The 13,375-nt window shown below is 58.8% G+C and carries 8 protein-coding genes; 7 read left to right on the top strand and 1 reads right to left on the bottom strand.

Annotated features, from left to right (window positions below; translation table 11 throughout):
- The first annotated feature begins 247 nt into the window (after positions 1-247).
- From asnB (JQ567_RS03650) to JQ567_RS03625, 6 genes are all read left to right on the top strand, one after another.
- The gene (gene asnB / locus JQ567_RS03650; RefSeq protein WP_312017339.1) at positions 248-2,188 is read left to right on the top strand and encodes an asparagine synthase (glutamine-hydrolyzing); all 1,941 of its coding nucleotides are present in this window, start codon (positions 248-250) and stop codon (positions 2,186-2,188) included.
- A 4-nt stretch (positions 2,189-2,192) separates the two neighbouring features.
- Positions 2,193-3,170 (top strand): acyltransferase, encoded by a 978-nt coding sequence (locus JQ567_RS03645; RefSeq protein WP_212437525.1) that lies wholly within the window; start codon positions 2,193-2,195, stop codon positions 3,168-3,170.
- 100 nt (positions 3,171-3,270) lie between these two features.
- Positions 3,271-4,191, top strand: coding sequence for a bifunctional 2-polyprenyl-6-hydroxyphenol methylase/3-demethylubiquinol 3-O-methyltransferase UbiG (locus JQ567_RS03640; RefSeq protein ID WP_212437524.1), 921 nt, complete (start codon positions 3,271-3,273; stop codon positions 4,189-4,191).
- Positions 4,192-4,657: 466 nt separating this feature from the next.
- On the top strand, positions 4,658-6,412 hold the full coding sequence (locus JQ567_RS03635; protein WP_212437523.1) for a glycosyltransferase: 1,755 nt from the start codon (positions 4,658-4,660) through the stop codon (positions 6,410-6,412).
- A gap of 102 nt (positions 6,413-6,514) precedes the next feature.
- Complete coding sequence (locus JQ567_RS03630; protein ID WP_212437522.1) at positions 6,515-8,509, top strand: hypothetical protein; 1,995 nt, start codon at positions 6,515-6,517, stop codon at positions 8,507-8,509.
- Between the two features lie 46 nt (positions 8,510-8,555).
- Complete coding sequence (locus tag JQ567_RS03625) at positions 8,556-9,785, top strand: glycosyltransferase (protein ID WP_212437521.1); 1,230 nt, start codon at positions 8,556-8,558, stop codon at positions 9,783-9,785.
- Here the strand turns inward: JQ567_RS03625 and asnB (JQ567_RS03620) are convergent.
- Positions 9,782-11,713, bottom strand: a complete 1,932-nt coding sequence (asnB, locus tag JQ567_RS03620; protein ID WP_212437520.1) for an asparagine synthase (glutamine-hydrolyzing) — start codon at positions 11,711-11,713, stop codon at positions 9,782-9,784. The genes JQ567_RS03625 and asnB (JQ567_RS03620) overlap by 4 nt on opposite strands.
- A gap of 214 nt (positions 11,714-11,927) precedes the next feature.
- On the opposite strand from asnB (JQ567_RS03620), the gene JQ567_RS03615 reads away from it, so the two are divergent.
- On the top strand, positions 11,928-13,367 hold the full coding sequence (locus JQ567_RS03615; RefSeq protein WP_212437519.1) for a glycosyltransferase: 1,440 nt from the start codon (positions 11,928-11,930) through the stop codon (positions 13,365-13,367).
- Positions 13,368-13,375: the final 8 nt, after the last annotated feature.

The raw sequence follows: 13,375 nt of genomic DNA, 5'->3' as shown, positions 1-13,375 counted from the left end.
GCATGCCGATGACGATGGTGTCGAATGACGCTTTCCGTAGCGCAAAACCAGTATCTGCGCTCCGCTGAGTGGGGTGTTCCAATTGACCGACATTGAAGACTTCGCTATCTGTCCGTAACACCTGCTCAATTCCGAGGGGCATGATTGCGATCTCGTTCCAAGCGGCAGGAACGCCAATCTTATGTACATCGGATCGCCCAAAATAGGTGGCTAAAGCACCGCTTCGTTTTGATGCGATGTTTCGCTGATGTCGCGTGGTCGTTGGGGGGGAGACATGTGTGGCATCACTGGATTCGTCGATGTCTCGCGGTCGCGGGGCGCTGACGAACTGGGACGGATCGCAGGCTTGATGGCCGATCAGATGGTCCACCGTGGGCCAGACGATGACGGTTGTTTTGCCGATCCGGAGAGCGGCATTGCCCTCGGTTTTCGACGGCTCGCAATCATCGATCTGACGCCGGCCGGTCATCAGCCGATGCAATCGGCTTGCGGGCGTTGGATGATCGTCTTCAACGGTGAAATCTACAATGCCGAGGACATGCGGCGGGACGTAGCTCGGCCCGGGCTGAATTTCCGCGGCCATTCCGATACCGAAGTGCTGATCGAGAGTATCGCCAGAATTGGCGTCGAGCCCACGCTTTCGCGGGCAATCGGCATGTTTGCGCTTGCCGTCCATGATCGACAAACCCGCATGACATGGTTCGCGCGCGACCGGCTCGGAAAAAAGCCGCTCTATATCGGACAGTTCGGACGAACTTGCATGTTCGGTTCCGAGTTGCGATCCCTGCGCGTCCATCCCGACTTCGAAGCTGAGCTCAATCCACAGGCGATCGCCGCATTCACCCGCTTCGGCTACATTCCACATCCGCTGTCGATATACCGCAAGGTCCGTCAACTCGAGCCGGGCGGCTGGGCGCGACTTGATGCCGAAGGCGAGTTGACGATCGGCTTCTACTGGCGCGTCGAGGATGTTGCTGCCGACGCCATGCGGACCGGAAGCTCCGTCACGGAAGAGGAATCGATCGACGCGCTCGAGCGGTTGCTGGCCGACGCGGTCAAGCGGCGCATGGTTTCGGACGTTCCGCTTGGAGCGTTCCTCTCGGGTGGGATCGATTCCTCGCTCGTCGTCGCGCTGATGCAGGCGCAGTCATCCAAGCCGGTCAACACATTCTCGATTGGTTTTAATGTCGACGGCTACGACGAGGCGCCGCACGCCCGGGCCGTGGCCGCACATCTTGGTACGCGGCATCGCGAATTCTACGTCTCTCCCGAAGAGGCGCTCGAGGTCGTGCCAAAACTGCCCGAGATCTACGACGAGCCTTTCGCCGACAGCTCGCAGATCCCGACATACATCGTATCGAAACTTGCGCGCCAGCACGTTACCGTGGCGCTATCCGGCGATGGTGGTGACGAGAGTTTCGCCGGCTACGGCCGGTACGCACAGGCGCAAGCCATGACGACGGTGTGTCCGACGCCGCCGCTCCTGGGGACTGCCGCCTCCGATGGTTTGAGGACGCTGCAATCAGGCGCATTCGCGCTGCTGCGAAGGGCGGGGATCGGAAATTGGGCCGCACGAGGCGAGGCGCGGCTGGCGCGCCAGGGCGCCATGACGTTTGAACATCGCTACCTGCCGCTGGCGTCGCAAGGCAGGCCGCCATCGGAGTTCTTGGTCAACCCGGAGGAGCAGCTCGCGCCGATCTGGGGTGGGGCGCTGGCGCCGCAGTACGCGGATCCCGTTCAACGCGCCCAGATGATCGACTTCATGACTTATCTGCCCGACGACATCTTGACCAAGGTAGACCGTGCCAGCATGGCCGTCAGTCTCGAAATCCGTGCGCCTCTGCTTGACCATCGTGTCGTCGAAATGGCCTGGAGGCTGCCGCAGCACATGAAGGTCCGAGGCGCCGACGCAAAATGGGCGCTGCGCCAGGTGCTTTACAAACATGTCCCGCGCGGGATCATCGACCGGCCGAAGATGGGATTTGGCATTCCCATCGACCACTGGCTGCGCGGGCCATTGCGCGACTGGGCGGAGGCGCTCATCGATGAAAGGCGGCTCGAGCAAGAGGGTATCTTCGCGGCCAAGGCCGTGCGCGCCATGTGGAACCGCCATCTGTCGGGGGAAACCTGGGCATATCCGATCTGGTGCATTCTGATGTTCCAGGCTTGGCGCGAGCGATGGCTCTGACCGGATGCTGGGGACCGTACGTTTCATTCTGGCCGCTCTGGTCGTTCTCAATCACTTGTGGCTGCCCACAGCCAACAAGGTTGGCGCGCACGCCGTCACGGCCTTTTACATGATCAGCGGCTATCTCATGACGAAAGTCCTGCACGACGTGTATGGGTTCTCGCTGCGAGGCGCTGCTCGCTATCTTGCAAATCGCGCGCTGCGAATATACCCGATCTACTGGTTCTGTCTTTTCACCACGTTGATATTGATCGTGGCGTACGGAGATGCATTTCGACCCTATTCGCTGGTTGCCGTACCTGACATCAAGCAGCTGTTTCAGAACGTGACGCTCGTCGATCTCGGTAGCTCCGAGGTAATTCTCGTGCCGCCCGCATGGTCGCTGACGGTTGAGTTCGCGTTTTACATCGCCATGGTCGCCGGCCTGTCGCGCCATCGCTATGTCTCGATCGCCTGGTTCGGCGCAAGCGTGATCTATACCGCCTGGCTGATAGCATCCGGCGTTCCGTTCGGGCAGCGCTACTATCCGATCGTGGCGGCTTCACTGTTCTTCAGCATTGGAGCATTGGTGTACTGGTATCAAGAATCATTGCATTGGCTTCGGTTGCCGCCGCTCGCGTTCTGGCCCCTGTTGCTGCTGTTTTGCTTTAGTCCGATGCTGCTGGAGTCGGTCGGACTAGACCGGCTCATGGTCGGGTTCTATCTGCCGATACTTCTGTTCGTCGGTCTCGTGGTCACCGCAACCCAGTCGTCGGAGACGCAGCATGATCGGTGGCTCGGCGACATGGCATATCCAATATTCCTGCTGCATTTTCTGTGTGCCGGCATCATAAAACTGCTGCTACCAGGTCTGCAGCCGCTCGGAGGGGCGTTCCTGGCGATCAGCTTTCTGCTCACGCTCGCGCTGTCGGTCGCCCTAGTGCGCCTTCAATCAATGACGATAGAACCAGTCAGATCCCGAATGAGGCGTTGGGTTGGCTGAGCAAGTTACTTTCGTTATCCTCGCATGATAGTCTCGGTCGCGTGAGTGACGAGCGGATCGCCTGCGGCGATCGTAACAACTAAGGTGAGCTGGTACGGTTATGGGTATAGGCCGACGGGTATTAACTCTTCTCCAGGGCGTCAAGGACAACGCAGCTCCTGCTGGTCCTGCACAAGTTCCGGATACTGTCCGATCTGAAATAGATTATTTGCAGTTCGAGGTAAGCCGGTTGCGCTCGATCGTGCGTCACCTGGCGGCTGATCGCATCAACACATTTCCGATCGAACGCGACACAAGGGACAGCTTCGATTATCAATGGTCCGATACGCCTGACGGCGACTGGACCAAGAGCCGGCCCGAACTGAAGGAGCGCGAGCGGAATTCGGTTCGCTCGTTCACCCGGTTGCCGGACGAATGGTTCCAAGGAAAACAAGCCCTCGATGCGGGTTGCGGGTCCGGCCGGTGGTCCTGGGCTCTGGCATCACTCGGATGCGCGGTTACTGCCGTCGATCAATCAATGGCGGGCGTGCAACACACAAAGGCCGCGTGTTCCGAGTTCGCGAACAAGGTAACGGTGTTCCAGCACGATCTGACCAAACCTCTCCCCCTCGCGGATCGAAGCTTCGACCTGGTTTGGTCGTTCGGCGTTCTTCACCATACCGGTGACACCTATGGATCATTCCGCAACATTGCCCGGCTGGTCAAACCGGGCGGATACATCTTCCTGATGCTGTACGCGGAACCGAACTCGAACGATCCAGGTGGATTCGACTATTATGTCGAAGTCGAACGGCTGCGTCGCGCCACCGCCGGCATGGATCTGAAAGAGCGGTACGACTACATTGAAAGGGTCAAGGGCCCCGACGCCGGAGGCTGGTTCGATGCCGCTTCTCCGGGGATCAACGACACCTATCCGCTGCACGAAATCGAGACCTGGCTCTGGCAAGAGGGCTTTCGCGAGTTCGGGCGCGCCGATCATCCCAACCACCACATCGTTGCAAGACTGTTGCACCCAAAGTGAGGCCGTCACGCAGAGGTTGAACCCGCCATAGGGCTCCGACACGGAATAGCGGCCGGACATCGGGGCCATCAGGCGTTTTTCGACGCGGTGCGACGTCCATGAAGTCGGTTTGGCAATGGCCGTGGTCCTCCATGGGGCCTCGGCTGCCGACCTTTCCTCCCGACAGATGAGATGGTATTGAGCGGAACGCTCGGGAATGTCATCCTGACGCGTTCATTGTTCCCTCTGGATACAACCCTATGGTGAGTACGGCTCATATCGAGAGTACAGGAGCCCCGGCTATTTTTTGCCTGGCCACGAAGAGGGCGCATCGAGCGATGGTTCCGTCCTCGTGCATCCGGCCGGGTTCGGCGAAGAAGCCGGATAGATCGAAACGGGCGGACCGCGCATCGTTCCCAAGGCGTTCCGTGGATTTCTCGTGCGGCCTGGAGCCGCGAACGTTTCATCAGACGACATCAGCCTGAAGATGGCACAGCCAGTTACACGACCTGACGAGGCGCGAGAGGCGTCCGCCCTGATCGCGGAGGAGCAGGCAATCGTCGATCGTATGTCGGAAGAGATCAGCCGTTTGCGAAGTGAGGCCGTGGTATTGGTGTTGACGGGCCCGGTCTCGGACGCTCTCTTCGAGCGCTTACGGCGAGAGCCCCGTGTCACTCAGGTGATTTCGCAGACATCACCGGGTGTAAGAGACATCCGAAGATTGGGAGGCTCTGCGTTTCGGCTCCGAACAGCACTGATCTTTTGGTCCGAAGATTTCGCGGGATTGCGCTGGGCCGTCGCGGTATTGCGAAGCGGCGCGCTTCGGATCGTCAAGGTTTCTCGCCATCCACCGACGTCGGAGTCAATATCCACGCTCCAGTTCATCGGTCGGGACGTTCGCGGTCGTCTCCGTCTGACGGACCGATTGCTGCAGCTGTTGGCGAAGAGCGGAAACGCCGGTTTTAGAAGGCTCTCCGAAAGAATTGTCGGCGCTCCCATTTCCCGACTGCAATTATCGAGCTTTCCGATCAATCGCATCCAGGCCGATGGTCCGATCGTCTATGCCTCCGGTTCGCTTGGCGCGGGCGGCTCGGAACGACAGCTTTCGCTGACGGCCAAGGGGATATCTTCCCGCTCTCGCCGTCACGTCTCGATTATTTGTCAGTCGCCTCTGACCGGCGGAAACCGATTCTTTGCCAGCGAACTCGAAGCCGCAGGCATCGTTGTCGAGGACCGGGTCAGCGTTCAGCAAAGACTGAATCAGGGCGTTGCAGGCTACGATCAGTCGATACGGTCCGCGTTTCGTCGAGATCCGCAGTTGGTGGATCTCATCCTGTTTTTCGCGAACAAGTTTTTGACGGAGCGTCCCGCGATCGTTCATGCGTGGCTGGACGAACCAAATATCGCGGCTGGAATAGGGGCGGTGATAGCCGGCGTTCCGAAAATCGTGCTGGGCTGCAGGTCGTTGTCGCCGCTCCATTTTCAGTTCTACCAACCGTATATGTGGCAGGCCTATCGCGAACTGGCGAAGCTTCCCCAGGTCACCATTCTCAACAATAGTGTCGCAGGCGCCCGTGACTACGCCAAATGGCTCCAGCTGCCGATTGCACGCATCAAGGTGATACCGAACGGGCTGGATTTTTCGTCAGATGGCAAGTCTGCAGCGGCGGATGCCGGAAGTAACCGTGTGCGAGAGGGCAAACGTGTTGTCGGCACAGTGGGCCGCATTGCGGAGGAAAAGCGTCCTTATCTCTGGCTTGAAATTGCAAGCAACATCCTGAAGAAACGCCCGGATGTCCATTTCGTGTGGGCGGGCGATGGTCCGATGCGGAAAGACGTCGAGCGCCGCGCCGAGCAATTGGGGATCAGCGCGCATCTGTCGCTTCTGGGCCTTGTCAGCGACATCAGCGCAGTATGGCCATCGATGACGGTGTTTCTGTTGACGTCGCGCGTCGAAGGATTGCCCAACGTATCGATCGAGGCGCAGCATTTCGGCGTACCCGCTGTTGTCGCCGCGGTGGGAGGCTGTGCGGAAACCATCAATGAAGGCGTTACGGGAGCTTCTGTTGCGGGAGAGGATGCGCAGGCATTTGCCGAAGCCGTGCTGCGGTTTCTCGATAGCCCCGAAGCGCTCGCTCGAACCAAATCGCTCGGTCCGGCACTCGTTCAGGAACGATTCTCCGTCGAGCGAATGATTGCAGCGACCATGGACGTCTACGAGCTCGAAGCCGGCAGATCATGACTTCGAGCGTGATCAATTGAACAAGCCGGTCACCAGACATGCGGTTGCTCGGCGGCAGTATGGATCGCTGCGGCGCGCGTCGTATTTCAGGAAATTGCCGTTATGACGGTTCCCAACTTCTTGAGAGTGCCCTTTCTGGTGTTGAGGGCTGCCATGTGGTTTGGCCTCGCCGCGTCGCTGGCCTATGTGGTTGCCAGCCTTGCGGCTCTTGTCGATGGCTACGCGCTTCCGACCGCAGCCATCTTTCATTGGGGGTATTGGGTTCGCGCCGCAGGCGAGCATGATCATTACGCGGCGCATTTCCTGCTGCTAGTAACCAGCCTGTGCGCCGTGGCGACCTGGCTGTCCGCGATGATAGGGGCTCGCTCGTACGAGCTGGAACTGGAATCGCTCGATAAATTTCTGCAATTCTGGGGGCTGCCGCTCACGCTGTGTCTGTTTATATTCTCGATGAGCGGGACGTGGGCGGGGTTGCCGCGTCCCGGAGATTTCAACGGCGCAAGCATTGGTGGCCTCATTCCGTTTTCGGATGCCCACGGCTACTTCGCCGCTGCTCAGGATCAGGCGAGGGACGGTTACTGGAACGGCATGGCCCTGCGCAGGCCGTTTGCCGCAGCTTTCAGATCGATATTGATGGGGGCGGCCGGGTTCTCTTACGCCCAGATGTTGCTGATCCAGGTGATCCTGTGTGCGGCCGCGGTCTGGGTCGCGGCGCGATCGATTCTCATTTGGCGCGGCCCGCTGGCATGCCTTGCCTTTGTCGCGCTCTCATTGATGTTCTGCCGCTCGTTCCTGGCCACCAGTCTTACCGAACCACTCGGGCTTATCTGGAGTTTTCTCTCTGTCGCCTGTTTTGTGGAATCGTTCAGGCGTAAGTCGCTGCAATTTGCATTGCTGGGCGTGGCGTGGACCTTCATGGCGCTGATGACGCGAATGGGCGCGATGTTTCTGCTGCCGGCTTTGCTGTTGTGGGTCATGTGCTGCTTTGGGGATCGTTGGCGCAACAAGTTCCGGATCGGTGTCATCCTGATCGCAATTGTCGGCACCGGCCTTGCGACCAATTTTGCGCTGCAGAAGATTTATGGCAGGGGCGCCGACATTTCAGGCAGCAATTTTGCCTATGTCATCTGCGGACTTTCGATTGGGCAGGACTGGTCGTCGTGCCCTGTTCGATATGCGGTTCAGCTGAAGCAGGTCGGCAACGCCGAGAAAGCCCAGACCGATTTCCTGTATGCCAAGGCCGTGGAGAATATCGTGCAAGACCCGGCAACCATCGTTCGCCGTCTTGCCGTCAGCGCTGCATTGTTTGCACGGGCTTTGCCTTCGGTCATGTTGAATGGCTACCTCACTTCGCCGCCGACGAGATGGCTTCCGACTTCTCTGTTCTTGTCGGTTTCGTTGGTCGGCCTGGTCATCTTGATCGTGTGCCGTGCCTTTGGTGCGGAAACACTGTTCTGGCTGTTTTCCATGCTTGCGATTTGGGTGTCGTCGGCATTCGTCTATTATGATGACGGCATGCGTGTCATGACCGGAAGCTACCCGTTGATAGCAACGCTGGTAGTCTCCGGACTTTTTACCCGAGACATTCAAACCGTGACCGAAATGGAGCGACCAGCGAGGCAGTGGTGGGGCGGCCTCGCCGCCGCTCTGCTGCTTCTCCTGTCGATTCCGTGGATCGAACATCGGGTTTCGCGGCCCGCAATAACGGCGAAGGCTGTTCCAAACCAGCAATTGGTATTTGGAGGGAAGCGAATCTCCGGCTTCCTTGTTGTTGCTGATGACCAGCCGTTGAGGAAGGACGTGCCGAGCCTTCACTTGACGGAGTTCGCCAAAATAGTCGCGCTGAGCAATAATGAAATTTATCAACCTCTTCTCAAAGAGAAGGTTCCGCAATTGCCGTTCGGCTTTATAGTTGCCCCGAGAATGGAGGCGGGATTGGATAGCAATAACCAGTTCATCGTGCCGGCCCATGTCATGCTGGACCAGAAAGTTAAGGCCTGGAAATTCACCACCGCGGACTGGTCGAAAATCGAGGGGAACAGCATCTACTGGTACCTCGTGACTGACGCGCAACCTATAGATCTTCCGGCGAAATGAGACGCCGGTTCCGAGCGCTTTCGATTTGCGGAATTCAGGACTTCGGATGAATGTGAAGCCGGATGCGGCCAAGGGTGACGTCATCTTCACCATTGGCACGTTGGAAATCGGGGGCACCGAGTTGCATCTGGCATCGGTCGCAGCCGAGCTGGTGTCGCGAGGCTGGAACGTCTCGATCTACAGTCTGGCGGGTGAGGGGCCGCTGGCCCGGAGCCTCACGGAAAGGGGGGTGAAGATCATTTGTCCGCCGATCAAGCGGGACGGCCGGCCGGCCCCGATGATCGTCCGTTTCATCAGGTTTGCGATCGTGTCCGGACACCTCTTTGCGGTGCTGGTGCGGAGACGGCCCGCGATCGTGCACTGCTTGCTTCCGATGGCCTATTTGACAACGGCGCCATTGGCATTGCTCGCCGGCATCCGAATCCGGGTCATGAGCCGCCGGAGCCTCAACCATTACCAGGGGAAATACCCCCTGCTGCGAATTCTGGAGCGGCGCCTGCATGGCCGTATGACTGCCATCCTGGGCAACTCGCGGCGCGTGCTGGGAGACCTCTTGGAAGAAGGAGTCGATGAGCGACGCCTCGGCCTCATCTACAATGGCGTCGACCTGAAGCGTGTTACTGCAAGAGCAGCTCGTAGCGAGACGCGCGGTGCGCTGGGTATTTCAGCAGACGCTCTGGTCATGATCGTCGTTGCGAACTTGATACCCTACAAGGGGCATCTGGATCTGATCAATGCGCTCGGCGGCGCCGAACCCCCGCTGCCCCGGGATTGGCAGCTTCTGATCGTCGGTCGCGATGACGGGGCAGGCGCTGAAATCGGATCGCTGGCTGCGAAGCTGGGTATCGGTGACCACATCAGGTTTCTGGGTTCGCGCAGCGATGTTCCGGACCTGATTGCCGCGAGCGACCTTGGTATTCTGCCATCGCACGAAGAGGGATTTTCCAACGCGGTCATTGAACAGATGGGAGCGGGACTATGCGTCATCGCGACCGACGTGGGCGGAAATGCCGAGGCGATACTTGATCGCAAGACCGGCGTGATCGTGCCGCCGCGAGATATCGACGCATTGTCGCGGGCAATCGGACAGCTAGCCGGCGATCCGGCCTTGCGTTCCCGCCTTGGAAGCGCGGCAATGGCGCGCGTGCTGTCGAATTTCACCATGGATGCATGCGTCGCCGGATATGAGAGCCTTTATCGCGGGCTACTCGGCGGCAAACCGGTTTATGATATTGGAGAAGTGCGCGTGCCCGGTAACGCCGGCAGCAAGGCTTAGGCCCAACGCTCGCGCCAGGCTTCGAACATCAATACATCCCACAGCAGGTACGCCCAGTTGTTTTTTCTGGAAAGGTGCTGTTCCCAATAGTGGCGTACCAAGGCCGTATCGAACAGGCCGGCTTCGCCAAGCCGTTTTTCCGATAGCAGGTTTTCCGCCCAGTCCCGGAGCGGACCGCGAAGCCAATCAGCCAGCGGCACGCCGAACCCCATCTTGGGCCGCTCAACGAGTTCGGCGGGAACGTGCCGATTGAGTACTTGCCGAAGCAGCCATTTGGTTTTTCCGTTCCTGATCTTGACCGAGCGGGGCATCCTCCAGGCGAGTTCCACCACGCGATGATCCAGCAGGGGAACGCGTGCCTCGAGGGCGACGGCCATGCTCGTGCGGTCGACCTTCGTGAGGATGTCGTCGGGCAGATAGGTCGTCAGATCGAGCAGCTGCATCCGGTCGAGCAGGTTGGGGAAGTCGTGTTGAATCGTGTCGTCCTGCAGGATGCCGACCGTCTCTGAAACACCCGGCATCAGGGCGGCGGGATCCCAATGGCTCACCAATTGACGATAAATTTGCGTGGAGTCGTCGACTTCAAGCAGGCTGGCCAGCTTGTGCAGGCTACGGCCGGGCTGGGCCGTCGGGCGATATCTTCGCAGTATGGCGAAGATATTGTCCCATTGGTCGGCGCCGACCGAAGCCAATCCCGAAGCTGCGCCCTTGCGCATGAACGCGGGCAGAAGTGCCAGCTTTCGCCATATGTTCGAAGTCAGCTGATATCGGTTGTAGCCTGCGAACAGTTCGTCGCCGCCGTCTCCGGACAGAGCGACCGTGACATGTTTTCGCGTCATCGCCGACACCAGATAGGTTGGAATTTGCGATGAGTCGGCGAATGGTTCGTCGAACATTTCTGCGAGCCTGGGCACGACATCCAGCGCCTCGCTGGAGCTAACCATCAGTTCGGTGTGTTCGGTTCCAAGATGTTTTGCGATCGCCGCGGCATAGGGTGCTTCGTTGAATTCCCTTTGTTCGAAGCCGATCGAGAACGTCTTCACCGGGCCTGAGTTGGTCGCCTTCATCAAGGCGACAACCAGAGATGAATCGATGCCGCCGGAGAGAAACGCGCCGAGCGGCACATCCGCCATCATGCGTTTTCCCACCGCATCGAGCAGCAGGGACTCGAGACGGTCGGTCAACTCCTTATCGTCTTCACGAAGCAGATTGCGCATGCCGTCGATGGCAACTTCGCGTGCATTCCAGAATTTCTCGCAGCTGGGTTCGCCGTTCCACGGCAGCGTGAGAATCGTTCCGGGCTCGAGCTTGTGGACGCCCTGATACACCGTATGCGGCGTCGGAATGTAATTGTGCCGCATGTAGGAAGCGACGGCCTCCGGCCTTATCCGCGGTGTCCATCCGCGGTATTCGCGCATCGCCTTCAGCTCCGATGCGAACATGAAGACGCCGTCGATCTTCGCCCAATAGACCGGTTTGATACCGAGCCTGTCGCGGACCAGCGTCAGGGTGCGGTCCCTGCGGTCCCAGATTGCGATCGCGAACATCCCGATAAGCCGGCGTATTGTTCCGGTGATGCCGTGTCGCGCGACTGATTCAAGAATGACTTCGGTGTCGGAATGGCCGCGAAAGCTCTGTCCGGCAGCCTCCAGTTCCCTGCGAATCTCGAGGTGGCTGTAGACTTCGCCATTGTAGCTGATGACGAAACGCCCGTCGGCCGAATGCATGGGCTGGCGGCCGGCGGGCGACAGATCGACGATGGCCAGGCGGCGGTGGACCAGCGCGACCCCGGCATCATGGTCAAGCCAGACGTCGTGGCCGTCCGGCCCGCGATGCTCGAGGCTGCGATCCATCGAATCTGCGAGACCAGCGAGATCGTCCGGGGATATGCGCCGATTTGGGTCGATGATGCCAGCTATGCCACACATATACCAGCCAGCACCATATTCTGTTGTTCGAAGTCGTTATTGCGGGGATTTGCGGCAGATTTCACCACTTCTTACCCAAAAATACCTTCTTGGCAAGCCAACGCAACCAGCGCATAAGGATGGCCAAAAGCGGAAATTGATAGCGCGAAATTCACGCTGGATGCGTGCGGGATAGCTGCGCCGCGAGGGGATATTCGAAAGTGCTCACGAAGCCATGATAGTCGTCGCAGGACCATCGCGCAAAGCCGCTATTCTAAATCATTCAGAGGCCTATGCATCTGCTCGCGCCAATTGGCGAGAGAAGGCCGGTTTTTTTCATCGTGAAGACGAAAACTATCTGCGCTTCTTGATCCCGAAAGGTGCGCGCGTTCTGGAAATCGGATGCGGCACCGGCGATACGCTTGCGGGCCTCGAGCCGTCGTTCGGTGTCGGTCTGGATTTCAGCCCGGCGATGGTTGAACAGGCCCGCAAGCTTCATCCTGGTCTGACGTTTCTGGTTGGCGATGCCGAAGACCCGGAGGTGATTGCGTCTATTCCCGGGCCGTTCGATTTCATCGTTGTGCTGGATACGATCGGATCACTCGACGACGTTCAGGCATTTTTCGAGCGGCTTCATCCGTTGTGTACACGCGAGACGCGGCTGGTCATCGGTTACTTTTCACATCTGTGGATGCCGTTGCTGAAGCTGGCTGAATTCGCCGGGGGGCGCATGCCCCACCCGCCACAGAACGTCCTGTCGCCGGCAGACGTCCAGGCGTTGGCCGGTCTAGGCAGCTTTGACGCCGTCAAAACCGAACAGCGCATGATTGTTCCCATGTCCCTGTTTGGAATCGGACGTCTCATCAACCGCTTCATCAGTATTCTCCCGCTGTTCCGGTGGTTCGCGTTGCGTCACTACGAGGTGTGCCGTTCAGTGCTGAAGTCCGATGACGGGTTGCGTTCTGCCACTGTTGTCATTCCGGCGCGCAACGAGCGCGGCAATATCGAGGCAGCAGTCCAGCGCATCCCGCAGTTTTGTGATGATCTGGAGATCATCTTCATCGAGGGTCACAGCAAGGACGGCACCTTTGAGGAAATGCTGCGCGTCAAGGCTGCGTATCCGGACAAAGACATCAAGACCATGGTCCAGCCGGGCAAAGGCAAGGCAGACGCTGTGTTCGCCGCCTACGATGTTGCGCGTGGCGATGTCCTGATGATCCTCGACGCCGATCTTACGGTGCCGCCCGAGCAACTCCCGAAATTCTGGGCTGCGATCCAGTCCGGCAAGGGCGAATTCATCAACGGGTCGCGCCTCGTCTATCCGCTGGAAGATGACGCCATGCGGTTCCTGAATCTGATCGCCAACAAGAGCTTTTCGTATTTGTTTTCGTGGTTGCTCAATCAGCGCTATACCGACACGCTATGCGGCACCAAGGTAATGCGACGAACCGACTATTATCGCCTGCGCGAAGGTAAGGCGTATTTTGGCGATTTCGATCCGTTCGGAGATTTCGATCTGATTTTTGGTGCATCGAAGCTAAACCTGAAGTCGGTCGATCTTCCGATCAGGTATGCCGCCAGAACCTATGGCGAAACCCAAATTTCGCGATTCCGCCATGGCGTGATGCTGTTGAAAATGGTGGTGTTTGCCTTTTTCAAGATCAAGGCGATTTGACACGCGTT

It is taken from the genome of Bradyrhizobium sp. AUGA SZCCT0431, assembly GCF_018131065.1.
Taxonomy (GTDB): Bacteria; Pseudomonadota; Alphaproteobacteria; order Rhizobiales; family Xanthobacteraceae; genus Bradyrhizobium.
The sequence above is the reverse complement of the archived record's forward strand: the minus strand, read 5'-3'. Positions and strand labels throughout refer to the sequence as shown.